At 63.1% G+C, this 24,651-nt stretch carries 22 protein-coding genes; 7 read left to right on the top strand and 15 right to left on the bottom strand.

The window, feature by feature from the left end:
• Positions 1-98: 98 nt before the first annotated feature.
• Together C2L66_RS29275 and hpaR are read right to left on the bottom strand one after the other, a co-directional pair.
• Positions 99-1,370 (bottom strand): IS256 family transposase, encoded by a 1,272-nt coding sequence (locus tag C2L66_RS29275; protein ID WP_409372583.1) that lies wholly within the window; start codon positions 1,368-1,370, stop codon positions 99-101.
• A gap of 803 nt (positions 1,371-2,173) precedes the next feature.
• Positions 2,174-2,668: a homoprotocatechuate degradation operon regulator HpaR gene (gene hpaR, locus C2L66_RS29270; protein ID WP_060604652.1), complete on the bottom strand. Its 495-nt coding sequence runs from the start codon at positions 2,666-2,668 to the stop codon at positions 2,174-2,176.
• Between the two features lie 285 nt (positions 2,669-2,953).
• Between hpaR and C2L66_RS29265 the strand changes: the two genes are divergently transcribed.
• Entirely contained in the window at positions 2,954-3,916 is a 963-nt protein-coding gene (locus C2L66_RS29265; RefSeq protein ID WP_060604653.1) for a helix-turn-helix domain-containing protein, read from the top strand.
• Positions 3,917-4,066: 150 nt separating this feature from the next.
• Here C2L66_RS29265 and C2L66_RS29260 read toward each other — a convergent pair whose 3' ends face one another.
• Entirely contained in the window at positions 4,067-4,756 is a 690-nt protein-coding gene (locus C2L66_RS29260) for an HD domain-containing protein (RefSeq protein ID WP_060604656.1), read from the bottom strand.
• 217 nt (positions 4,757-4,973) lie between these two features.
• Complete coding sequence (locus C2L66_RS29255) at positions 4,974-5,906, bottom strand: LysR substrate-binding domain-containing protein (RefSeq protein WP_060604659.1); 933 nt, start codon at positions 5,904-5,906, stop codon at positions 4,974-4,976.
• 136 nt (positions 5,907-6,042) lie between these two features.
• Between C2L66_RS29255 and C2L66_RS29250 the strand changes: the two genes are divergently transcribed.
• A complete protein-coding gene (locus C2L66_RS29250; RefSeq protein ID WP_060604662.1) occupies positions 6,043-6,816 on the top strand; it encodes a transporter substrate-binding domain-containing protein in 774 nt (257 codons plus the stop codon).
• A 36-nt stretch (positions 6,817-6,852) separates the two neighbouring features.
• Positions 6,853-7,968: a succinylglutamate desuccinylase/aspartoacylase family protein gene (locus tag C2L66_RS29245; RefSeq protein ID WP_060604665.1), complete on the top strand. Its 1,116-nt coding sequence runs from the start codon at positions 6,853-6,855 to the stop codon at positions 7,966-7,968.
• A gap of 210 nt (positions 7,969-8,178) precedes the next feature.
• Here the strand turns inward: C2L66_RS29245 and C2L66_RS29240 are convergent, their stop codons facing one another.
• On the bottom strand, positions 8,179-8,994 hold the full coding sequence (locus tag C2L66_RS29240) for an SDR family NAD(P)-dependent oxidoreductase (protein WP_035998914.1): 816 nt from the start codon (positions 8,992-8,994) through the stop codon (positions 8,179-8,181).
• Between the two features lie 128 nt (positions 8,995-9,122).
• Between C2L66_RS29240 and C2L66_RS29235 the strand changes: the two genes are divergently transcribed.
• Positions 9,123-10,061 carry a GlxA family transcriptional regulator gene (locus C2L66_RS29235; RefSeq protein WP_054933270.1) on the top strand — a complete coding sequence of 313 codons (939 nt, stop codon included), beginning with the start codon at positions 9,123-9,125 and terminating at the stop codon, positions 10,059-10,061.
• 250 nt (positions 10,062-10,311) lie between these two features.
• A complete protein-coding gene (locus C2L66_RS29230) occupies positions 10,312-10,962 on the top strand; it encodes a hypothetical protein (RefSeq protein ID WP_060604667.1) in 651 nt (216 codons plus the stop codon).
• 75 nt (positions 10,963-11,037) lie between these two features.
• Here C2L66_RS29230 and C2L66_RS29225 read toward each other — a convergent pair whose 3' ends face one another.
• From C2L66_RS29225 to C2L66_RS29185, 9 genes are all read right to left on the bottom strand, one after another.
• Positions 11,038-11,625: a BPSL1445 family SYLF domain-containing lipoprotein gene (locus C2L66_RS29225; protein ID WP_060604670.1), complete on the bottom strand. Its 588-nt coding sequence runs from the start codon at positions 11,623-11,625 to the stop codon at positions 11,038-11,040.
• Positions 11,626-11,933: 308 nt separating this feature from the next.
• On the bottom strand, positions 11,934-12,917 hold the full coding sequence (gene motB, locus C2L66_RS29220) for a flagellar motor protein MotB (protein ID WP_054933273.1): 984 nt from the start codon (positions 12,915-12,917) through the stop codon (positions 11,934-11,936).
• A gap of 22 nt (positions 12,918-12,939) precedes the next feature.
• Positions 12,940-13,809: a flagellar motor stator protein MotA gene (motA, locus tag C2L66_RS29215; RefSeq protein ID WP_054933274.1), complete on the bottom strand. Its 870-nt coding sequence runs from the start codon at positions 13,807-13,809 to the stop codon at positions 12,940-12,942.
• A gap of 470 nt (positions 13,810-14,279) precedes the next feature.
• Positions 14,280-15,140, bottom strand: coding sequence for a DUF2242 domain-containing protein (locus C2L66_RS29210; RefSeq protein ID WP_082670412.1), 861 nt, complete (start codon positions 15,138-15,140; stop codon positions 14,280-14,282).
• A 184-nt stretch (positions 15,141-15,324) separates the two neighbouring features.
• Positions 15,325-16,437, bottom strand: a complete 1,113-nt coding sequence (locus C2L66_RS29205; RefSeq protein ID WP_060604687.1) for a hybrid sensor histidine kinase/response regulator — start codon at positions 16,435-16,437, stop codon at positions 15,325-15,327.
• Positions 16,434-17,069, bottom strand: a complete 636-nt coding sequence (locus C2L66_RS29200; protein WP_054933277.1) for a chemotaxis protein CheB — start codon at positions 17,067-17,069, stop codon at positions 16,434-16,436. Before C2L66_RS29200 ends, C2L66_RS29205 begins: the two co-directional genes overlap by 4 nt.
• 41 nt (positions 17,070-17,110) lie before the next feature.
• Complete coding sequence (locus tag C2L66_RS29195; protein ID WP_060604690.1) at positions 17,111-17,959, bottom strand: CheR family methyltransferase; 849 nt, start codon at positions 17,957-17,959, stop codon at positions 17,111-17,113.
• A 19-nt stretch (positions 17,960-17,978) separates the two neighbouring features.
• Positions 17,979-21,497, bottom strand: coding sequence for a response regulator (locus C2L66_RS29190; protein ID WP_060604693.1), 3,519 nt, complete (start codon positions 21,495-21,497; stop codon positions 17,979-17,981).
• A gap of 332 nt (positions 21,498-21,829) precedes the next feature.
• Positions 21,830-22,141 (bottom strand): DUF4148 domain-containing protein, encoded by a 312-nt coding sequence (locus tag C2L66_RS29185; protein ID WP_054933280.1) that lies wholly within the window; start codon positions 22,139-22,141, stop codon positions 21,830-21,832.
• 181 nt (positions 22,142-22,322) lie between these two features.
• Between C2L66_RS29185 and C2L66_RS29180 the strand changes: the two genes are divergently transcribed.
• Positions 22,323-23,384: an asparaginase gene (locus tag C2L66_RS29180; protein ID WP_060604696.1), complete on the top strand. Its 1,062-nt coding sequence runs from the start codon at positions 22,323-22,325 to the stop codon at positions 23,382-23,384.
• A 10-nt stretch (positions 23,385-23,394) separates the two neighbouring features.
• On the opposite strand, the gene C2L66_RS29175 is transcribed toward C2L66_RS29180, so the two are convergent.
• Complete coding sequence (locus C2L66_RS29175) at positions 23,395-23,646, bottom strand: hypothetical protein (RefSeq protein ID WP_054933282.1); 252 nt, start codon at positions 23,644-23,646, stop codon at positions 23,395-23,397.
• A gap of 260 nt (positions 23,647-23,906) precedes the next feature.
• On the opposite strand from C2L66_RS29175, the gene C2L66_RS29170 reads away from it, so the two are divergent.
• A complete protein-coding gene (locus tag C2L66_RS29170) occupies positions 23,907-24,635 on the top strand; it encodes a FadR/GntR family transcriptional regulator (RefSeq protein ID WP_036001991.1) in 729 nt (242 codons plus the stop codon).
• The last annotated feature ends 16 nt before the right edge of the window (positions 24,636-24,651 follow it).

Here is a 24,651-nt window from a genome sequence, read left to right as displayed (position 1 = left end):
TGGCATCCGCGAATCGTTAGCGTGCTTCAGGCGTCGCCCCTGTGCGGGGCGGCACGAGCCTGTCCGCATTTTTGTGGGCGAGGCGGTTAAAGGAATCGTTAGCCGCGCGCCTGCGTAAATCGATCGCCAAACAGAATAGCAAACTGGTTCATGGCTGACTTCCAGTCGAAGGCTGAGCGCACGTTTTTGGCCAGGACGTTGCGCAATGCCAGCCAGAGTAGCTTGATTGCAGCCTCGTCATTGGGGAAGTGACCGCGGGTCTTGATGATCTTGCGCAACTGCATGTTCAGACTCTCAATGGCGTTCGTGGTGTACACGACCCGCCGGATCTCGGGTGGAAACACGAAGAACGGCGTGACGTGCTCCCAGGCGCGCTGCCAGGACTGCACGATAGTCGGGTATTTCGCGCCCCATGGCCCATCAGCAAAGGCCTGCAGAGCCTGCTTCGCTGCCTCTTCGCTGGCAGCTGCGTAGATCGGACGCAGCGCCTGGGCGACAGCCTTGCGGTCCTTCCAGCCAGCGTATTCCAGGCTGTTGCGGATCAGATGCACGATGCAGGTCTGCACCGCCGTCTTCGGGTAAGCTGCGCCGATCGCGTCGGTCAGCCCCTTCAGGCCGTCAACGACCGCAATCAGGATGTCCTGGCAGCCGCGGGTCTTGAGTTCGTTGAACACCTTGAGCCAGAACTTCGCGCCCTCGGTCTGCTCAATCCACAGGCCCAGCACATCGCGCTGGCCGTCCGCCTGAATGCCCAGAGCCAGATACACCGCCTTGTTGCTGACCACACCGTCATCGCGGATCTTGACCCGCAACGCGTCGAAGAAGACCACCGGATACATCGTCTCGAGCGGACGGTTCTGCCAGGCCAGCGTTTCGGCCATCACCTCGTCGGTGACCGAGCTGATGAAATCGGGCGACACCTCGGTGCCGTAGCTCTCGGCCAGAAAGGCCTGGATCTCGCGCACGCTCATGCCACGCGCGTACATCGCGATGATGCGCTCGTCAAAGCCGGTGAAGCGGCGTTCGTGTTTGGGGATCAGGATCGGCTCGAAGCTGCCGTCGCGGTCGCGCGGCAACTCGACCCGGACGACGCCACGATCGGTGATGACCGTCTTGCGGCTGGCGCCGTTGCGCTCGTTGGCCTGGCCAGCGGGTTTGGATTCGCCCGGTGGATACCCCAGATGCAGATTCATCTCCGCACCCATCGCGCGTTCGATAATCGCCTTGTTAAACGCCAGCATCAGATCCTGCACCTCGGTCGGCGTCATCGGCCCCTTGACCAGCTCGTCCAGCAGTGCTTTGGGCAGTTCAGGCAGCGGCCCTCGGGCCGCTGCCTGAGACGCCACCGTGCGTTTCTTCTTCATTGGCATATCCATGACTTTTACCTCTCATGATATGCCTCGCCCACAAAATGACGGATAGGCCCGGCGGCACCTACTTTTCTTTGCCGCCGCAAAGAAAAGTAGGCAAAAGAAAGCGGCTCACACCGCCAGCTCTTTTTTCTGCCTGAGGGCCCCCACAGGTTCTTACACTTCACACGGCAACCACGTGGCCCGTGCTCGTTGCCAGCGCTCTGAATGAGCGCCTCACCCGCTTCACCCACCCGTGTTTCAGCACACCGCGCCAGACAGGCCACCGCCGCCCAGGTGGCAAACTGTGTGTCGGCCCTCGGTGCTCCACACGCCTCACTCCGGACCATTAGCGCACGCGTCCCACCCGGTAAGAGCGCCACCCTATACGACGCGACAACCTACACACAGTTTGCCACCTGGGCGGCACATACCGTTCGCTGCCGCTGGCCCGGGTACGGGTAATCGAAGCGGGTGAGGCACCTGTTCGAAGCGTTGGCAACGGGCACCAACCAAGGCGCTGGTGTGTGAAGGGTGGGGACGTTGGGGGCCCGTGAACAAAGGTCAAGGGCTGGCGGTGTGAGCCGCTTTCTTTTGCCTACTTTTCTTTGCGGCGGCAAAGAAAAGTAGGTGCCGCCCCGCACAGGGGCGACGCGTGAAGCGAGCTAACAAATCGCGGATGCCAGCGCAAAGGCTAAAACACCAAATCAAGAAGCGTGAAGCACGCTAACGTATCGCGGATGCCATCGCAAAGCCTAAAACACCAAATCAAGAAGCGTGAAGCACGCTAACGTATCGCGGATGCCACCGCAAACCCACTCGCCTTACGCCCCGCGTTCATCCTCCTCCGCCTCGCGGCTTTCCCCCACCTCCAGTTCCCTGATCAACGCATCAACCGCCGCATACAAATCACCGACAACCTTCTCTCCGACCTTATCCTCCAGCGCCCGATACTCCGCCTCCAGCATCGGCTTCATCCGCTCGACGATTGCCTCGCTTTGCGCCGTCAACGAAACGCGCACGCGCCTTTGATCGTCCTCGAAGCGTTCTTTCGTCACATGCCCGAGATCTTCCATACGCGCGAGCACGCCCGCGAGACTCGGACTCGAAATCGTGCACAGCGCGCATATCTGCCGGGGCTCCAGCGGCCCGTTCTCATGCAGCGCGCGAATGATGCGCCATTGCTGCTCGGTCAGCCCCTGCGCGGTAAGCAACGGACGGAACCGCGCCATCATGAGTTCGCGCGCGCGCAACAGCAGCATCGGCAGATTGCGATGCATCGCGAGCGGCGCGGCAGCGCGGGATCGGGTCATCACCATGGATATCGAGGCGCAAAAAAACGATTCGCTAGGATATAAGTAAATCTGGCGGCGTAACAGCCGGGCATTAAGGATTTTCTTTAGCGCGCCTGGTGTTCTGGAAGGCTTCGGCGGATTTTTGACGCTGGCTAGAATGTGGCCATCAGCGCCGCGTCCATGAGAAGCCACGGACTGTCGCGCCCAGCCGACGAAAATGCCCAGGACATACCCTCGGACATATTTTCCCGACCGCGTGGTCGGTTTATTCTACGCAACTTGGCGGTTTTTTGAGATTGTGGGGGCACCGTGTACGTCCATCACCAGTTCTTCAACGACGCCGATGACCACGCGGCCGCGCTGCGGGGCTGGGATCAGCGTTACGACCAGATCGGCTCGGGCACGTTTCGCAGCGCGGTGAAGCAGATCGAGCTGGACGGCGTGCAGGTGTTCCACGAGTCGGCGAATCTGCGCGTCGTGCAGCGCGGGCAGTTGCCGGACAACCATATGACGTTTGGCATCCCGCTCGCGGGCGCGGGCGCCTTCTCGTTCGGCGGCGTGCGCATCGACCGCGGCGGGTTCGTGATGGCGCAAGGCGGCACGCCGTTCGAATTCCACTCGCCCGACGAGATGGCATTGATCGGCGTCGTGGTCGACTCCGACATGCTGCAGGGCGTCGCCGATTGCGCGGGTGTCGATCTCGACGACAATCTCTTTCGCCGCACAGTGCTCGATATTCCGAATGCCGCGTGCACGCGCGCGGGGCTGCAGCTTGCGACGCTGATCGAGCGCGTGCTGGCGCAGCCCGAAGCCTTCGACGACGTCCGCGCGCAGCACGCAGTGCACAACCAGGTGAGCGAGGCGCTCGTCGATCTGCTCGCGTATCACGTGCCGGCGACGTCGAACCGGCTGACGTATGCGTGTCAGGCCGATATCGTGCGCCGCATTCACGACTTCGTGATCAACCATCCCGACGAGCTCATCGACATCCAAAGTCTCTGCACGCAGTTGCGCGTGAGCCGGCGCACCGTGCAGAACAGCTTTCAGGCTGTCGTGCAAACCAATCCTCTGGCCTACGTGCGTTCGTTGCGGCTCGCCCAGGTTCGGCGTCTGTTGCTCGATACGCGCCAGGCCGATCTCTCTGTCAGCGATGCCGCCGCGCAATGGGGATTCGTGCACCTCGGGCATTTCGCCAGTGCGTACAAGGCGCAGTTCGGCGAGTTGCCTTCGCACACCGTTCGACGGTCGTCACGCGCGATTCCGGCGCGATGAGTTAAGCGCGAACACATCGGTTCGCAGTTCCTTCGCAATCAAAAAGAATCCGCGCTCGCGAGAACGCGGATTCAAAGGCACGCTTGAGCGGAGACTGCAAGCGGCTTGATCGTCAACAGACCTTGACGAGGAGAGAAGAGACCGTCGAGCTTAGCCGTGGTTGTGCGCGGGATTGCGGCACGTGCCCGCCTGCACGTTCGAGTCGTTCCACGCCGAGCCGAGAATGATGCTGCAGAAGTTCAGGCGCTTGTATTCCGGGTCTTTCAGCGCGAGCACATCGGCCTTTACGTTGCCGAACGTCGTCAGCGGCTTGTGTTTGGTACCGTTCGCGAATGCATCGATGATGTTTTCCTTGAAGCTCTCGCCGCGCGGATGCGCCGCCACGATCAGCTTGCGGTCTTCCGTCGAGAACTCGTCGTAGGCGAGACCCAGCACGTCCATTTCGACGCCGGCCGTCACCAGCGCGACCACGGGTTTCTTGTACTGCGGAATGCCTGGTGTGGTGTGCAGCGCGATCGCGTCCCACACCATGTCGATGTCGTTTTCGTCGATGCCGTAGCCCTGCAGAAAATTGCGCGCGACGTTTGCGCCGTCGACTTCGAAGCGGTCGTGCGCGCTGCTGTATTTTTCCATCAGGCCCATGTCATGGAACATCGCGCCGATGTACAGCAACTCCGGGTCGTACTTCAACTGCTTGCGCTCGCCGGTCAGCGCGCCGAACAGGAACACGCGGCGCGAGTGGTGATAGAGCAGATCGGTTTCGGTGTCGCGCACGAGTTGCGTCGCTTCGCGCGCCATCTTGCTGTCGGGGATCTTGATGCCTGCGATGATTTCGCTCATTTCGGGTTCTCCAGAACGTGATCGGTGGTGGCCGTTCGCTGTGTCGAAGCGAGCGATCGGCGTGTGATCAAAGTGTAGGGAGGGCCCTCGTGCGCGGCAAAAGCATTGATACGCGCGATGCTGCCAACCGCGCGCGGTTTTCTGCCAAGGCGGGCGGAACGTGGTTCAGGTGAGGGTTTACGGGAGCCCGAACCGTGCGCGGTGGTTGCCGGCTCAACTATGTCCGATGACTTCGCGCGCGCACGGTTCGCGTGTACGACGCGATCATCGTCGCGAGTTCCTGGGCGGCGGGCGTGAGCGGCGCGGCGGCGCGTTGCAGCACGCAGACGTCCTGCGCGGCCACGCGCTCGCGCACGTCGATCGTGGTCAGCACGCGCGCGAACGGGCCGCGCTTCGTCACCACGGCTGCCTCCAGCGACAGACAGTCCGTCTCGCTGACCAGATGCAGCGACTCGAACAGCCCTTCGACCGTCGAGACGATTCTTGGCGGCGCGAGACGGTGGCTCTTGAACAGGTCGTTGAGGCGGTGCGCTTGCGGATCGTCGGTGAGATTGGGCGAGCGCGTCGCGATCCATGAGCAATCCGCGAGTTCGGCAAGCGACTTCGCCTGCGCCATCGGATGACCACGCCGGCATACGACGACGGGATCGGAAGGGTACAGCTTCGTCACGGACAGATCGGTCGTATCCGTGTGCTTCGACACGAGCGCGACGGCGAAGTCGAGCGTGCCCTCCCGTATCCACTGGATCATCATCCGCGACGTGCCCGTACGCATGTGCGCGGCCACGCGCGGAAAACGCTCGCGAAACTCTGTCAGCACGGGCGCGCCCGCGTCGATCAACGGCTCGGTCGTCAGGCCGAACGTGACCTGTCCGGCATACTCGCCGCGCAGTTGCTGCGCTTCATGTTCGGCTCGCGCGCATTCGCCGAGAATCGTCGCCGCGCGTTGCAGCATGCGCTGCCCAACCGCCGTCAGCGCGATACCGCGATTCGTGCGCGTGAAAAGCGTGGCGCCGAGCATCGATTCGAGGTTCTGCAATTGCTGCGTGATCCCGCTTTGCGCGATGCCGAGCGCGCGCGACGCGGCGCGGATGCTGCCGTGCTCGGCCACGGCCGTGAAGACGCGAAGTTGGGAAATGGTCAGGGCCATCGTCGACAGGGACGGAAAATCTGGCGATCAGAAGAAGTGATCATGATAGACAGATTTGCACTTTTTTGTATCACTGGCGCATCGTAGGATCGACTCAGCATGCTCCCATCACAGCCGACCGATAGGCCCGTTAGTCATGAAGACTTCGCTGATACTTCTCCTTGCCGCACTGGGTTTCGCAAGCCAGGGCGCGTTCGCACGCGATAACGACACGATTCGTCTCGGCATCGACCCGACCTATCCGCCGATGGATGCGAAATCACCGGACGGCAGTCTCAAGGGCTTCGACGTCGATCTCGGCAATGAAATCTGCAAGCGCATTCACGCACGCTGCGAATGGGTCGAACTGGAGTTTTCCGGCATGATTCCGGCGCTGCAGGCGCGCAAGATCGACGCGATCATGTCGTCGATGGCGATCACCGCGAAGCGCGAGCAGCAGATTCTCTTTTCGTCGAAGCTGTTCCAGTTCAAGTCGCGGCTGGTTGCGAAGCAGGGCACCGCCCTGAACGGAAGCGCACCCGCGACGCTTGCCGGCAAGCAGATCGGCGTGCAAACGGGCACGCAGTTCGAGTCGTTCGCGCAGTCGCACTGGGCGCCCGCTGGCGTCCACGTGGTGGCGTACAAAGGCCAGGACGAAGTATTCAGCGACCTGGTCAACGGACGCCTGGACGGCGCGTTGCTCGGCACCGTCGAAGCCGACTATGGCTTCCTGCGCACGCCGCAAGGCAAGGGCTTCGGGTTCGTCGGCGAGCCGCTCGATATGGGCGATCGCGGCGTCGGCATCGGCTTGCGCAAGGACGAAGCCGCATTGCAGACGTCGATCAACACGGCAATCGCGTCGATGCGCAAAGACGGCACGTACGCGCAGATCGCGCACAAGTATTTCGACTTCGATCCGTACGGTAACTGATCGGCTTACACGTCGAATGACACTCAGAAGAGTCACATGAACAGGCAATCGATTCCGCTTCTCTCGCCCGCCGTGGGCACGTCACGCGAACTCGTCGCGTTTCATTTCGGCCCGCAAAACAGCGGGCAGAAGATTTATATCCAGTCGTCGCTGCATGCGGACGAGACGCCCGCGATGCTCACGACGGTGCTGCTCAAGCGGCGCCTTGTCGAGCTCGAAGCGCAAGGCTTGCTGAAAGCCGAAATCGTGCTCGTGCCCGTCGCGAATCCCGTCGGGCTTGGGCAGCATGTGCTCGGTCAGTTTATCGGCCGTTTCGAAACGGGCAGCGGCAAGAACTTCAACCGGCACTTCCTGCAGTTCACGACGCTGCTGGATCGCGCGAAAGATCGCCTCGGCTCCGATGCGCAGGAGAACCGCAAGCTGATTCGCGCGCTGGTGCGTGAGCAACTGGATGCGCAAAAGCCGCTCACTGAGTACGAATCGCTGCAACTCGCATTGCTGAAGCTTTCTTACGATGCGGACGTCGTCATCGATCTGCATTGCTCGCTCGAAGCTGTGATGCACGTCTACACGAGCGAAGCGGGCTGGCCGGAGGTCGAGCCGCTCGCGCGCTATCTGCGCTCGGAAGCGTCACTGCTCGCAACCGACTCGGGCGGCCACGCGTTCGATGAAACGCACAGCCTCTTGTGGTGGCATTTGCAGCAACAGATGCCCGCAGGCAAGCCGGTGCCGACGGGCACGGTCGCCGTGACGATCGAATGCCGCGGACAGCGCGACGTATCGTATGAAGTCGCGCAGCAGGATGCCGACGCGCTGGTCGACTATCTGACGCATCGCAAGGCGATTGAAGGCCGCGCGAAGCCGCTGCCGGAACTGCCGACGCCCGCGACGCCGCTGGCGGGCAGCGAGCAGTTCTACGCGCCCGTTAGCGGCATCCTCGTGCATCGCGTGAAGATCGGCGACCGGATTCGCATCGGCGACGCGTTGTTCGATATCGTCGATCCGTTGACGGACGAAACCACGACGATCACCAGCAATACGGAGGGCGTGCTCTATATGCGCCGCGCGATCCGATTCGTGACGGCGGGTGCGCCGCTTGGGCGCGTGACGGGAACGCGAGCGTTTCGTACCGGCGTGCTGCTTGGCGCGTGATGCGTGTAGCGCGCGGCTGCGGCGGACCTCGGCTGGGAGGTGAGTTTAGGCGCATAAACTCTGCGGCTGGGCGCGGGCTGGCGCTTCGCGGCGTGCGACGTCCGTCGCTTCGTCCACGCGGTTTAGGCGCATAAACTCGCCGCACCCCGCACGGCAAAACACGACGCGACGTGAAACCCCGTCGCGTCGCCAACCACTCATCTCACAACATCAAGCGACATTGAACCGCGCAGCGGGCGCCGTGCGCGACAGGTTCGGCCCGAGTGCGGTACGCGCCGACTCGAACGCTTGCCAGTCGGCGTAGTCGGGCAGCGACGGAATCGTCGCGAGTTCACCCTGATCGAAGCCGACAAGCGACGCGTCCACCATCTGTTCCGCCGACATCACGATGCCTCGCTCTTCGACGGCCTCGATCGGCACGCCAGCGACGCTCCAGAATTCGGTGCGCGTCGCGCCCGGCAATACGGCTTGGACCTTGACACCCTTGCTCGCCAGTTCGTGATGCAGCGATTGCGTGAACGCCAGCACGAATGCCTTCGTACCGCCGTAGACGCCGTTGAGGATTTCGGGCGCCACCGCCACGATCGACGCGATGTTGATGATGTTGCCTCCGCCACGCGCGACGAAGCCCGGCGCGATGGCATACGTGAGCCTCGTCAGCGCGACGACGTTCAGCTTGATCATGGCTTCCATCTTGTCGACTTCGGAATCCAACAGCGGCGCCGCTGCGCCGACGCCTGCGTTGTTCACCAGCATCGTGATGCTCGCGTCGGTGCGCAGCACGTTTTCGACGCGGCGGATATCGGCGTCGTCGTTCAGATCGGCGGCGACGATTTCTACCGAGCGGCCCGTTTCGTTCGAGATTCGCGTCGCCAGTTGTTCGAGACGCGCGCGGTTGCGGGCAACGAGGATCAGGTCATAGCCGCGACGCGCGAGACGGTCCGCGTAGATCGCGCCGATGCCCGACGAGGCGCCCGTCACGACGGCCGTGCCGAGGTTCGCTGCGGTATTGGAAGAATTCGACATATCAATGCTCCTGAGGTCAGAGGGCGCAGGCGACGCGGCGTCGTCTGCATGACCATCAGATTAGGTGCATACTCACATGGCCTCAATGTCGTATATGCCTCTTTTTCAGACATCGCTGGAGTGAAGCCATGCTGCGCGTCGGAATTGTTCTGTTTCCCGGTTTTCAGGTGATGAATCTCGGCATGACGAGCGTGCTGGAGTTCGCGAACCGTGAGATGAGCGAGCCCTTGTACGAATACGTCCTGCTGTCCGAGCACGGCGGCCCGGTGCCGTGCTCGTCCGGTTTCGAGGTGTCGACCCGGCCGTTCGACGACAGCCGCTTCGATACGATTCTCGTGGTCGGCGACAACGATCTGCAGCCGTCGCCGCCGTCGCTGATCGCGTTCCTGAAGCGGGCGGCGCCTGCGGCGCGCCGCGTCGCGGCCGCCTGCACGGGCGCGTTTCATCTGGCCGATGCCGGCCTGCTCGACGACCGGCGCGCGACCACGCACTGGTACTACGCCGACGACATGCGCAAACGTTATCCGGCTGTGAAAGTGGAAGAGGATCGCATCTTCATCATCGACAACGACGTGTGGACGTCGGCGGGGATGACGGCGTGCATCGATCTTGCGCTGGCGTTCGTCGAGAAGGACGCGGGCGTGGAACTCGCGCGCCATGTCGCGCGCAAGCTCGTCGTGTATCACCGGCGCGCGGGCGGTCAATCGCAGTTTTCGGCGCTGCTCGAACTCGAGCCGAAGTCCGATCGCATCCAGACGGCGCTGTCGTACGCGAGGCGCAATCTGAACACGCCGCTTTCCGTCGAACAGCTCGCGGATGCTGCGCATCTGAGCCCGCGGCAGTTCACGCGCGCATTCAGGGAAGAAACGGGACAGACGCCGGCGAAGGCTGTCGAGCGGCTGCGCGTCGAAGCGGCGCGCCTGATGCTCGAAACGGGGCGGCACGGCGTCGACGTGGTGGCTCGCGATGTCGGCTTCGGCGACCGCGAGCGCATGCGACGGGCTTTTTTGCGCGCATTCGGCCAGCCGCCTCAGGCGATTCAACGACTGACGCGCGGCATCGAATGACGGATTTAAAGCATTGGTAAGACCGGGTAATTTGCCCGTTTCAGCCGGGGAACCCGGCATTTAAAGGGCTTGAGTCGGCACCTGAAGAACGTTTTAAATATTCATTAAAGATTGTCTGTGAGTGGTCCGTAATAAGACGGGTCTGGGACGCCGCCGCGACGCAAGGTCATTGCGTGTGACGGGCAATTTTTCCCGATACACGCGGCGTCAAGGTCAGGCGCCCTCCAGAACCCCGAAGGAAATCTCACAGATGAAAAGGCTGTTGGTCACGCTTGCGGCGGGCCTCGCGCTGTCCGCGCCCGTCGCGCACGCTCACGAAATTTATGGTCAGGTCGGCACGGAGGGCCTCGGTATCGGCTTCTCCGAACCGCTTGGCACGCGCAACAACATCCGCGCCGAATTCAACGGCTTTGCGCTCTCGCACGATTTCAGCGCCGGCGGCCTGAACTACGACGGCAAGGCCAGGATCTATCACGGCGGCCTGTACGTCGACTTCTTCCCGGCGCCCGCCACGGTGCCGTTCCGCATCACGGCCGGCATGTTGATCGGCGGCGATAACGTGTCGGGTGACGCGAACAGCCCGAGCGGCACGGTCAATATCAATGGCACCAACTACGCGACGAACGGCGAGACCGTTCACGCGAAGGCGAAGTATCCGACGGTGCGCCCGTATATCGGCATTGGCTTTGGTCATACGCCCGTCGCGCAGAAGGGCTTCTCGGCGTTCTTCGATGCCGGCGTCACCTATGGCCGCCCGCACGTGACGCTCGACGTCCCCGCGGACATCGTCGCTGAAGCCGGTCAGGCGAACGTCGACCAGGAACGCCAGGATCTGCAGGACAAGGCCGACAAGTGGCGCTGGTATCCCATCGTGAAGGTCGGCGTGACGTATCGCTTCTGATCGCCGCATCGCGCTAAAGCAGACGGCTCGCCCTTGGTCATGGCGAGCCGTTTGTGTTTGCGCGCGGCATCGAGCTCAGATGTTCAGCTTCGACACCTTGGTGCCAGCCAGCGATACGTCGGCCATCAGCCCGGAATTCGTCATGACGATCGCTTCGACAGGCGCGGTTGCTGTCGTGGTATCGACTGCGCCGTTCGCCCCGACCTTGATGAGCGCCACCGACGCATCGGCACCCGCCGACCAGCCCTTGGCGTTGCGGAATTTGTCGAGCGCATCCTGGGTCATGAAGAGGAAGATGATCGCCTTCGACTGTGCGCCCGCCGTCAGGCCGAACGAGCCGGAGATCGTGCTGTAGTAACCCGCCGTGCTGCCGCCGACGCGCAGCGCGCCTTCGCCATACTGCCCGCCCACCACGAAGCCCACCTGCAACACGGATGGGAACACAAGTATGCCTTGCGCCTTGCCGACCAGTTCGCGCGAGCCCTGTACGGACGTGTAGAGCTTCGCAAGCGCGCCGTCGACGCTGGCGTCGATCGACTGCCGCTTGGCCATGTCGGTTGCCGCCGATTCGCCGCTGCCCGTCGTCGTGCTGCAGCCCGACAACAGCAGACCGCCGTATGCGAGTGCAGCAATACTTGCTGTCACGAAGTGTCTTCTTTGCATTGTCGTTCTCCGTCAATGAAGCAATGGAAGGGAAATGCACGTTTGCACGCGTGATCTCGCGCAAGCGCAACAGCTACGCTTTCTCTACCAATATCAGAAACGTGTTGCGGTTGTGAAGTGCAGCGCTGAAATTGCCTTGCCTGAGCGCAAGATCGGACGCAATTGACGACGTGAATGTATCGTAGGGCGAAACAGTGCGTGTGACCGTTTCGTCGTCCGGGCGATTCGGGTGATGAATCCGCGCGGGAGCGGATAAAAAAAGCCGCGCGCTTCTTTCGAAGCGCGCGGCCGAACACACGACCTCGCGATCAATACGCGCTGCGCGTGCTTACCTTCAGTTTCGACACCACGTTGGGGATCGCCTCGCTTGCGGGCAGCGCTTCATCCACCGACGTGCGTCCGCCGTCGCGGAAGAACGCCTGCTCGGCCGCCTTGTTCAGCACGAGCACGCTGATGCGCCGGTTGGTCGGCTCGTCGGCGACGTTCGCGTTGAGCGGCAGTACGTCCGCCAGACCGCGCACCTGCAGCAGCTTGTCTTCGCGCATGCCGCCCGCGACCAGTGCGCGCCGCGCCGCGTTCGCGCGCTCCGACGACAGTTCCCAGTTCGAGTAGCCGGCCGGGCCGTTCGCGTATGTAACGGCGTCCGTGTGGCCTGCAATCGAAATGCGGTTGTCGACATCGTTCAGCGACGCACCGATCTGCGTAAGAATCTCGACCGCGTAGCTCTGCAGTTTCGCGCTGCCTGTCGCGAACATCGGGCGCTTCAGCGAATCGACGATCTCGATGCGCAGGCCCTCGTTCGTGATCGAGATGCGGATCTGGTCCTTGAACGCCTTCAACGCGGGCGTCTGCTCGATCAGCGCCGACAGCTTCGCTTTCAGCTGTTCGAGACGCGCGGTGTCGTTGGGCGCCGTCGTCGCTTGCGTGAGCGTTGGCCTGGCAGGTTCCTGCTGCGCTTTCTTGCCGTCGCCGGGGCGCGTGTCGGACATGTCGCGGCCGCCGCCCTGGATCACATTCGGACGCGCCGCCGCGGTGCCCTCGTTGCCGCCGAGCAGGCTCGACAGCGGCGTGTTGAAGTAATCCTCGATGCCCTGCTTCTCGTACTTCGACGTCGAGCCGAGCAGCCACATCAGCAGGAAGAACGCCATCATCGCGGTCACGAAGTCCGCGTAGGCGATTTTCCATGCGCCGCCGTGATGCCCGGCGTGCCCGTCGCCCTTTTTCGAGCGGCGCACGATCACGGGCGCGGCTTTCTCGCTCGCCTGTTCGCTGCGCGGTCGTCTTTCGGCCATGACAGTCTCCTTCCAGCCCGCGTCAGGCCGACTTCGGCATCTTGGTGGCGCGCACGGCGTCGTCGAGCTCCTGGAAGCTCGGACGGTCGGCCGTGAACAGCACCTTGCGGCCGAATTCGACGGCGACGGGCGGCGCGTAGCCGGACAGCGACGCGAGCAGCACGGCCTTCACGCACTGATACGGCTTCGCTTCCGCGCGGCCCTTCGCATTGAGCAGATCGGCGACAGGGCCGATGAAGCCATAAGCGAGCAGAATGCCGAGGAACGTGCCGACCAGCGCGCCCGCGATCATCTCGCCAAGCACGGCGGGCGGCGCGCCGACCGAGCCCATCGTGTGCACGACGCCCATCACGGCCGCGACGATGCCGAACGCGGGCAGACCGTCAGCCATCTTCTGGATCGCGTTCGCGGCCACCGACGATTCGGCGTGATGCGTGGCCAGCTCTTCGTCCATCAGGTCCTGCATCTCGTGCACGTTGACGTTGCCCGTCGCCATCATCCGCAGATAATCGACGATGAAATCAAGCAGATGATGGTCTTTCAAAACGTGCGAATACTTCTGGAAAAGCGCACTTTCCTCAGGCGCATTCACGTCGGCTTCGAGCGCCATCATGCCTTCCTTACGCGCTTTCTGAAGCAGCTCATAAAGCAATGCAATCAGCTCGAGATAAACCTGTTTCGAATAACTGCCGCCCTTGAAGCATCCGGGCAAAGCCTTGAGGGTTTTCTTCAATACCGAAACGGGATTGCTGACGACGAACGCGCCCATTGCCGCGCCGAAAATGCACAGCAGTTCGAACGGCTGAACCAGCGCGGGCAAATGGCCGCCCACTCCCACGAAGCTCCCGATCACAGAGCCGAGAACCAGCACCCAACCAATAGCGACAAACATGGACCTTCTCCAATTTTTGGCACATGCGGCACACCAATGAACCGGCAGGTTTCGCTGCCTGAAAATTGCGTACCGTTTTGTTAATTCCGTGAAGGTAGTAACGGCTCGGTCGACGCTGTGCTGAAGTGTGGGCAAAGCCGAATCAGGAAAATATTTTCGATTGTTTGATTTATATCGATGCTTCGGTCGCTCTTACTCAGCCCATTTTTACCGATCGATGATTTAAAACAGATAATCGTTCGCGGTCGGCAAAATGGCTGGAATCTTGAGTGTGGGGCGGAAAATAAAAATCGCCGGGTGAATGACAGGTCGCCGGTCAAGCTGGAGAGAAGCGAGCGCCAGCAGGCGGCAATTCAGTTCGCAGGGCAAGTGAATATCGACTCATGATTTGAGTCGACCAAGCGCGCAATCGCCTCGGGGCGACCAGCGGGACACAGGTTCCGATCACCCGACCACACGAAGTGGGGACTTCACTGCGCCAAAGCCGCCGCATCCGAAGCCGGCGATTCAATGAACGCAGGCGTACTGTCAGGTGAAGCGGCGGCCGCTTCGTGCGCGTGCGCCGTCGCGGAGACGGGCGTTGCCGAAGCAACGGGCGCCGCTGCCGCTGCAAGCGGCGCGGTCTGTTCCTTCGAAGGCGCGGGCATGATGACAGGCGCCGCATTGCCGCCCGGCGTGGACGACATCGGCGTCACGACCAGCGCCGGTGCGGGCGCGGGCACCGGCAGCGGCGTCGCGTCGACGGTATTGCTGGGCACGGGCACGCTGCGCACCACATTCGCCAGATAGTGGCTGATCAGATTGAAGAAGCCGTCGTAGAACTTGCCCGACTGGATGGTTTCGCTGGAAATCTTCACCATCGCGTCGCTGTTCTGGCGGATCGGCAGCGACAGCGAGCCGAGCACGCTCAGCCCGACACTCGCCGACGTATCGCTTTTCTTGAGCGCGTAGCCGCTCTGCACCGCGTTTGCATAGACGATGCTGCTGTTGGTCGCATCGTCGCCCGCCGTGCAGACGATATGGAATTCGACGGTGAAGTGCGAATCGCTGGCGGGCTGGAAGTTCTTGCTGGCGTCGACGGTATCGGGGCGCACCAGCGTCGTCATGTAGCCCTGGCTCAACAGCGCGCGGCGCGCGCCTTCGCAGGCCTCCGTGCTCGTCACCTGAAACGTGCGCGTGTACGGGCTCGCGCCGCTGCTGACGAAGTCTTCCTGCAGCTTCGCCTTGGGCGGCGTCGAGCACGCGCCGAGCGCGGCAAGCACGGGCAGGGTGAACGCGAGAGCAATACGGGAAAGGCGGCTGGACATGATGAAGAAGCGAACAACGGGCATCGGACGGCAAGCATTGTAGTGCGGTTTGCTGGCAAGCCGTTATTACATCGGCTGACAGCCGCACGCGCCGGGCGGCGCGCGAAACGGGGCGCGGACGCTTGCCCATGCCGCACAAGGCGCGGGCGCCGCTGGCGCATCTCTTACAAAGTATTTCAGGCGCGCGGCCTGTGGCCGTCACGCCGTGTCAGGGCACCCAGCTTTGCGCGGTGCGCGGCAGTTCGACCGTAAAGACGGTGCCGATGATCTCGTCCGATTTACCCGTCACCTTGCCGCCATGCATGTGCACGATCTTGTGCACGATGTGCAGCCCGAGGCCGAGCCCTTCGCGCGAGCGCTCGCCCGCGCCGTTCGAGCCGAAGGCCTCGAACAGATGCGGCAGCATCGCGGGCGCAATTGCGCCGCGATTGCCGACGGTCAGGCGGAGCCGGTTCGGCTCGTCGGCATCGAGATCGACGGTGATCGGGCTGTCGTGCTCGCCGTGATGCAACGCGTTGCTGATCAGATTCGAAATGGCCTGCCACAGCAGGTCCGTGTCCCACGTGCCTGTCGTATTGCCGCGCGAAGTCAACACGATCTGTCCGGCGCGCTCGTGCGTCGCGAACTCTTCGATCACGCCGCGACACAGCGCCGCCAGATCGCTTGCACGCGGCTGCAATTGCATGCGGCCGCCTTGCAGGCGCGCGAGATTGAGCAGCTGATGCACCATCCGCGACATGCGCATCGTGCTGTTCCTGATGCGGTTGGCGACGGTCGCCGATTGCTCGTCGGAGGCGTTGCGCACCAGATATTCCGCCGACGCGAGCACCGTGCCGAGCGGCGTGCGCAGATCGTGGCCGAGCACGGCCATCAACATCTCGTTCGCTTCGAGCAGCTGGCGCGTGGTCAGCAGCTGATCGGCGAGTTGCCGCTTGTGCTGCTCAAGCTGCACGAACACATCGACCTTCGATTGCAGGATGCGCGGGTCGAACGGCTTGTGCAGGAAATCGACGGCGCCCGCTTCGTAGCCGCGAAACGTGCGCGACGCGTCTTCCGTCGTGGCCGTCAGAAAGATGATCGGCACGTGCGACGTGCGCGGGCTGCCGCGCATCAGCGACGCGAGCTCGAAGCCGTTCATGCCGGGCATGTTGACGTCGAGGATCGCGAGCGCGGCTTCATGCTTGAGCAGCAGGTCGAGCGCGGCCGTGCCCGAGTTCGCGACCAGCAGCTCGATCCCCGGGCGTGCCAGCAGTGCTTCGAGCGCCGTGATGTTATGCGCGATATCGTCGACGATCAGAATGTTGACGGTTGAGTTCCTCATGTCATCGTTCTAGTGTGAGCCGGCAAACCGGCGAGCCGCCGGGCCATCAGGGTTGGAGAAAGCACTTCGTCGACGGCGCCGCGCGCGATGGCCGCACGTGGCATCGTCGGCGAGACCGCGGTTTGCGGGTCCTGCACCCACGCAATGCCGCCCATTGCGCGGATCACTTCGAGGCCGTGCGCGCCGTCGTCGTTCGCGCCGGACAGCAGGATGCCGACCAGCCGCTCGCCGTACACGTGCGCGGCGGATTCGAACAGCACGTCGATGGACGGCCGCGAATAGCGCACCGTCGAATCGATCGACAGCGCGACCGTGCGGTCGTCGTCGATCAGCATGTGATAGCCGGGCGGCGCGAGATGCACGCGGCCCGGCAGGAGCGGCTCGCCTGCATCCGGCTCGACGACGGGCAGCGCGCAGCGATAGCCGAGCGTCTCGGCCAGAAGGCTCGGCGAATCGGCGGGCAGGTGCGAGACGATCAGCACGGCGAGCCTGAACGATGCCGGCAGCGCGGGCAACAACACGCTCAATGCGTCGATGCCGCCCGCCGACGCGCCGATCGCGACCGCCTCGAACGCACGCGTTTCCACTGGCGCGGCTGCGCCCGGCGGAGAAGGTCGGCGAAGTGTGTTCATACGCGTTGATCGTTCGTTCGATATGGGAGTGCGCGGGCAGTCTAACGCTTCTGATAGATGCGCTCGCGCTCGCGAAATTCTTCAAATGCATCGTACTGCGTCGAAAAACGCAGGCTTTCCTTGCTGCCGAGTCCGAGAAAGCCGCGCCGCACCAGCGTGTCCTTGAACAGCCCCAGCGCGCGGTCCTGCAGGCCGCGATCAAAATAGATCAGAACATTGCGGCACGATACGAGATGCGCTTCGAGAAACACTTCATCGGTCGACAGGCTGTGGTCCGCGAACACCACGCGCTCTTTCAGCGAGCCGGAGAAACGCGCGCCGCTATACGCCGCGTGATAGTAATCGGCGAGCGAGCGCTTGCCGCCCGCGGCCAGATAGTTGCGGGTGAAGCCCGCGATCCGGTCGAGCGCGTAAATACCCGCTTCGGCCCGCGCCAGCGCGTCGGGATTGATGTCGGTTGCGTAGAAGAGCGTGCGCTCGGTGAGACCTGCTTCGTCGAACAGGATTTTCAACGACCACAGTTCCTCGCCCGTGCTGCAGCCGGCCACCCACACCTTGATCGACGGATACGTTTGCAGCACGGGCAGCACGTGGTTGCGCAGCGCGAGAAAGTAGTCCGGGTCGCGGAACATGTCGCTGACCTGCACCGTCAGGTAGTGAAAGAGCCGCACGAAGTCCGCCTCGTTGCGCATGATCCTGTCCTGCAACTGCGACAGCGAGCTCACGCCGAACTCGTCGAGCGCCTGCATAAGACGCCGCCGCAGCGAGGACATCGAGTAGCGGCGGAAGTCGTGCTGGTACTTCAGATAGATCGCTTCCAGCAACAGCTTCAACTCGATGTTGAAATCGTGCATGCGTTGCGGTGAATCGTCGTACGAGATGCGGCTCATGGCTGACGGTTCCTTGCGCCTAGCGCTGCCGCAGCCAGACGCGGCACAGCGAGATCAGCTTGTCGACGTCGATGGGCTTCGAGATGTAGTCGTCGGCGCCCGCTTCGAGGCAGCGCATGCGGTCTTGCGCCATCGCTTTCGCCGTCAGCGCGACGATGGGCAGTTGCGCGAAGCGCGGGTCGCGGCGGATGTGCGCGATCGCCGTCAGGCCGTCCATCTCCGGCATCATGATGTCCATCAGCACGAGGTCGACTTCGCGTCCGCCGTTCAGCGCTTCGAGCGCCTCGCGCCCATTGCGCGCGATTTCGAGCTTCGCGCCGAGCGGCTCCAGCACGTGCGACAGCGCGAAGATATTGCGCACGTCGTCTTCCGCTAGCAGGATGGTGCGTCCTTCGAACTGGTTGTCGCGCTGGCGCACGGTGCGCAGCATGCGCTGCTGCTCGGGCGCGAGCGACGACTCGACGCTGTGCAGGAACAGCGTCACCTCGTCGAGCAGACGCTCCGGCGACTTCGCGCCCTTGATGATGATCGATTTCGAGTAGCGGCGCAGCCGGTGCTCCTCGTCGCCCGACAGCATGCGGCCCGTATAGACGATGACGGGCATGGCCTGATGCGTGACGTCGGCGGCCAGCTGTTCGAGCAGATCGTAGCCGGTGCCGTCGGGCAGCGCGAGGTCGGTCACGACGCAATCGAACAGCGTTGTGGACAGTTGCTCCAGCGCGCCCGCGAGGGTCGCGACGGCGACGATTTCGGTAGTGTCGCTTTGCAGCAGCGCGCGGATGCTCTCGCGCATCGCCGCATCGTCCTCGATCACCAGCACGCGCTTCATGCGCTGCTGCAGGCGCGACTCGAGCCGCCGGATCGCGGCTTCGAGCGTGGTGCGCGCCGTGGGCTTGAGCGTATAGCCGACGGCGCCCAGATGTAGCGCCTTTTCGGCGTGATCGGTGGCGGAGACGATGTGGATCGGGATGTGACGCGTGGCGGGATCGTTCTTCAGCCATTCGAGCACCGTCAGCCCCGAGCGGTCGGGCAGGCCGACGTCGAGCAGAACGGCCGTCGGCTGCATGTCGCGCACCAGCGTGAGGCCCGTCGTCGCGTCGGTGGCATGGACGAAATCGAATTCGAGCTCATGCGTGAGATCGCGCAGGATTTCGGCAAAGACGAGATCGTCTTCGATCGCTAGAATCAGGCGGTTTTCGTGGCGCAGGTTGTCGCGGTCGTCGCCGATGGTCTGCTGCCCGTTGCCCGTTTGCGCGGGCGCAGGCACGGGCCGGGACGCAGACGCAGACGCAGACGCGTACGCGGCGTGGGTCACTGGCGACGGCGCGGGCTGGCTGCGCACGGGCCGCACGAGCGGCTCGCTCGCTTGCGTCGCGTGGGCCCGCGCATCGGCCGGGCCTTGCAGCGGCAGCCATAGCGTGAACACGCTGCCCTTGCCTGGCTCGCTCGCGACACTCACGCGGCCGCCCAGCAGCCGCGCGAATTCGCGCGAGATCGACAGGCCGAGGCCGCTGCCGCCATAGTGGCGGCTCGTCGAGCCGTCTGCCTGCTGGAAGGCTTCGAAGATCAGTTCGAGCTTGTCGGCGGCGATGCCGATGCCCGTGTCGCGCACGTCGAAGCGCAGCGTGTCCGCGTCGCCGGCGGCGACCGTCAGCGCGACTCCGCCGTGCTCGGTGAACTTGAGCGCGTTCGACAGCAGATTGCGCAGGATCTGCGCGACACGCTGGCCGTCGGTGACGACCGTTTCGGGCACCCCGGGCGCACGTTCGACCGAAAACTGCAAATGCTTCGCAGCCGCCATCGGCTCGAACATTTCGCGCAGCGATTGCAGCATCGAGTCGACGGGCACCGGTTCGCTGTCGATCGTGATCTGTCCGGCTTCCACTTTCGACAGATCGAGAATGTCGTTGATCAGCACCAGCAGATCGCTGTTCGACGCATGAATGGTCTCCGCGTAGCGCACCTGTTCTTCCGACAGGTTGCCCGTGCGGTTCTCCTGCAACAACCGCGCGAGGATCAACGAACTGTTCAGCGGCGTGCGCAATTCGTGCGACATGTTCGCAAGGAACTCGGACTTGTAACGGCTCGACTGCTCCAGCCGCGCGGCGTTCGCGGCGAGCTCGTCCTGCGCTTCGAGCAGATCGGCCTTCTGGCGCTCCAGGCGCTTCGCGTAGTCTTCGAGCTGCACATTGGTCTGCTCGAGTTCCGCCTGCTGCGCTTCGAGCTGCGATTGCGATTCGACCAGCGCACGCCCGCGTTCTTCGAGCCCTTCGTTCGACACGCGCAACTCTTCCTGCTGCACCTGGAGTTCTTCATTCAACTGCTGCGTTTCGGCGAGCGCATCCTGCAGGCGCTCGCGATACAGCGCGGCCTCGATGGCGTCGCCCATGCTGTTCGCGATCAGTTGCAGGAACTCGTGATCGCGCGGCGTGATGTTGCGCATGAAGCCGAGCTCGACAACGCCGTTCACGATGCCGTCATTTTCGATAGGCAGCACGACGAGATTGCGCGGCGGGCTCATGCCCGTGCCCGAGACGACTTTCACGTAATCGTCGGGGACGTCGTGCAAGACAAGCGTGCGGCGCGACACGGCGGCCTGGCCGATCAGGCTTTCGGCTTCGCGGAACGTGCGCGCCGCCTGTTCGCTTTCCTGGCTGAAGCCGTAGGTGGCGATGCGTTTGAGGCTGCTGGTCGCGCGGTCGCGTATATAGATGGCGGCGACAGCGACATCGAGATATTCGGCGAGAAAGTCGAGTATCGCGCGGCCGACGAGCGGCGAACTCGACTGGCCGATGATTTTCTCCGCGAGCAGGCGCTGCCCGGAGCGCAGCCATACCTGTTGCTGCAAAACTTCTGTGTGCTCGGCCTGGCGCGCCAGCACGCTGTCGTACGACTCGGACAGATTCATCAGATCGCGCCGCCCGCGATAGGCGATGAAGCCGCTGATCGACAGGCTGAAAAGCAGAAAGATGCCCACCAGAATGGAGGTGACGCTGCGCGTGTCGCTGGAGCGCTGTTGACGCAGCGCTTCCTCGACGGAAAGAAACTGCCCGAATAGCCGCCGCGTTTCGTCGAACTCGATCTTTCCGCGTCCGCTCTTCACCTGGTCGGTGTAGTCGAGGTTACGCCTGCGCAGATCGATCATGTCCTGCGCAAACTGGTCCCAGCGCTGCTGCACGCCGCGAATCCGTTTGAGCTGTTCGACCTGGGACGGATTGTCGGCCGTCAACTGCATCAGCGTGTCGAGCTCTGTTTCGAAACGCGGCTGGCCCAGCTGATAGGGCGCAAGGAAAGTCTCGTCGCCCGTGATCAGGAAGCCGCGCAATGCGGACTCGCGGTCGACGGCAAGCCGCAGCATTTCATTCGCGTTGCCGATTACACGCTCCGAATGCTCGACCCAGCTCATCGTATTGACGAGATAGGCGATCAGCGCGACGAACAGCGCTATCGTAACGACGCCGAGCGCAAGCGGCAGCGCGATATTGCGGCGAATGATGCGGCGGAAACTAATCTGATCGACAGCGGTGATAGCGGTCAATTTTTCTGCAGTGCCGCTTGGCGCGTGTGATGAATTCGGCATTTTTGACTGGAAAAAACGTTGGCGTCTTTAGTTGTAGCCGGATGTGCGACTGCACAACAATGCCCGCATTGCAGCGATGCAATTCGTTGTGTGGACAAGCGTTGGAAAGTATCACATAGCGTCAGGCGTCGTGGAATAGCCGCTGAAATTGCGGCAGCCGGACAGAAAGTGAGCGCTTAGGGAGGACTGGCGAGAAGGGAAGAACCGCGACCATCGACTATCGACACCCCGAAAACCGGCGCGGCCGCGTGCGGAAAACGCCGCGCGCGGCCGACTGAATCGAACGATGTTTATTGGCTCGCGCCTTGGCCAATGCCTGCCTTTTTCTGCGCGTCTTGCAAATCTTGCGGGTAGTTCGAGTCGTTCGCGCGGCCAGGCTGGTAGCCCGCGTCTTCCAGCTTCTTCAGTTCGGCGTTCTTCTTCGCGCGGGCTTCCTTGCGGGCCTGCTTTTTCTGTTGCTTGGTCGGCTTCGCGGCGGAGGCGGCCACGCCCGCCGCGCCCGTGTCCGTCGACGCGTCGTTTTGTGCGAATGCCGGCGCTGCCGCGCCGATGCCCAGCGAGGCCGAGGCGAGGAGGACGATCAGTTTCCTGGTGATGTGCATTTCTTTTCTCCTGTCGTAATAGCTTTACGATCGATTCCGCTTGCGCGGCCTGATTCGGATGAACCCTGTCGGGTGATTCCAATGTACCCGACACGCACGTATCGCGCCTGGCAGGGTTGTAGAATCCGGCGGCACGCTCTGCCGTTCCGGCAGAGCGAACCGAACACAAAAGGAGACCGGGATGTCCGTTGCTGCAACCGTCTATCGCGGCGATGTCGTCGAGAACACGCATATCGCGCATGTGGCTGTCGTCGATACGGACGGAGCGCTGCTGTATTCGTGTGGCGACCCGTCGCGCGTCACGCTGGTCAGATCGGCAGCGAAGCCGGCGCAGGCGCTCGCCGTCGTCGAGTCGGGCGCGCTCGAGCGCTTTGGTTTCGAGGACGCGGACCTCGCGCTGATGTGCGGCTCGCACAGCAGCGAAGATCGGCATATCGAGCGCGCACGTCGCATGCTCGCCAGGTCGCAGGCAACGGAAGCCGACTTGCGTTGCGGCGGCCATCCGCCCATTTCGGATGCCGTGTACCGCGAATGGATCAAGCGCGACTTCGTTCCGGGCGCCGTGTGCAGCAACTGTTCCGGCAAGCACGCGGGCATGCTGGCGGGCGCGCGTGCGCTCGGCATGGCGCTCGCCGATTACCATCTGCCGGAGCATCCGTTGCAGCGCCTCGTGAAGCGCACGGTTGCCGGCGCCTGCGATCTGCCCGACGACAGCGTGCAATGGGCTGTGGACGGCTGCAATCTGCCGACGCCCGCGTTTGCGCTCGACCGTCTCGCGCGTCTTTACATGAAGCTCGCGCGGGCCGCCGACGGCCACGCATCGACGGATTCGACAAGAGACGCGGCGCTTGCGCGCATCTTCCGCGCGATGACGTCGCACCCGGAGATGGTCGCGGGCGAAGGGCGGTTCTGCACCGCGCTGATGGGTGCATTCGACGGCGCGCTGGTGGGCAAGGTCGGCGCGGACGCGAGCTATGCGATCGGCGTGCGCGCGTCGGCGCAGACCGCGAAGCTCGGCGCGAAGGGCGCGCTCGGCATCGCCGTGAAAGTGGAAGACGGCAACTCGACGATCCTCTATGCGATCGTCGCCGATCTGCTCGCGAAGCTCGGCATAGGCGACGACGCTGCGCACCGCGCGCTCGATGGTTTCCGTTTGCGGGCCATGCGCAACACGGCCGGTCTCGAAACGGGACGGGTCGAAGTGGCCGTGCCGCTCGTCAAAGCGGGCCGGGCAAGCCGATAAGCAGGCGTGCCTAGCTCGACGACTGGCCGCCGCTGCCGCCGTCGTTGTCGGGCGAATCGAACATCGCCTGGCATTTCGGCGACAGCTTGTCGTAGTGTTGCTTCATGCACGCTTCGATCTTCTCCTTGTTGGGAATATGGATCGCGCAGAATTTGATCGCGTCGTGCTTGCAGGCCTTGGTCTGCTCGTCGCGCGTAGCGGCCGTTCCGACGTTCGCCGCCGCCACGCATGCGACCAGCAGAAGTAGCGGTTTGAGCTTCATTTGCCGTGGTCCATGTCGAGTTGAATGCACGGTTTTTCCTGGCTGCCTTTGAGTAAAGCAGTCCGTCCACAAACGATCAAGCAAAAAACGAACCCAACGCGGCGCAGCGCACGCATGACGACATCAGGCCAGCGCGATAATGACAGCGCGTCATGCTGCGTCAAAGCGGAAGGCGGCGCGTGCGCCCCATGCTATGCTTGCACAGCCCGCAACGGGAACGGTACAGCTATCCGCATTCGCACGGCCACAACAAATACATCATGGACTACCGGCATCTTCAGAAACGCAAAAGCCTGCATGCGCGGATCGTGCAGGAACTCGGCATCGAAATCGTCAGCGGCAGGCTGGCGCCAGGCGAACGCCTGCCCGCCGAAGCGACGCTGTGCGAAAAATATGGCGTGAGCCGCCCCGTGTTGCGCGAAGCGACGCGCGTGCTGGTCGCCAAGGGGCTGGTCATTTCGAAGCCGCGCGTGGGCAGCGTCGTGCGGCCGCGCGAAGAGTGGCACATGCTCGATCCCGATGTGCTCTACTGGACGCTCAACAGCATTCCCGAAGGTGAGTTCTTTCTGTCGCTGATGACGGTGCGCCGCATCATCGAGCCGGCTGCGGCCGCGCTCGCCGCGACGGCGGCAACGGATGAAGACCTGGTGCGAATCGGCTCCGCGTACGACCGCATGGAGCACGCGCAGAGCGCGGGCGATCTGCTGGAGCCGGACCTCGAATTCCACCGCGCGATCATGGCCGCGACGCACAACGACATGCTCGCGTATATCGGCAACATGATGTCGCTGGCGCTGTCGGAGTCGATCAAGCTGACTAGCCGCCACCCTGACACGCATGCGCTGTCGCTGCCGCGCCATAAGGCGATCCTCACCGCGATCCAGAATCGCGATGCATTGGCCGCGCGTCAGGCGAGCCTCGTGCAGCTGGAAAACGCGCGCGTCGATGCCGATACGATTCTCGGCATCGCCGCGCACAGCCTGAGCTGATTCGCTACGCCGCGCA

Origin of the sequence: Paraburkholderia caribensis, from assembly GCF_002902945.1 — a bacterium.
GTDB classification, from domain to species: Bacteria; Pseudomonadota; Gammaproteobacteria; order Burkholderiales; family Burkholderiaceae; genus Paraburkholderia; species Paraburkholderia caribensis.
This window is presented reverse-complemented; position numbering and strand designations above follow the sequence as displayed.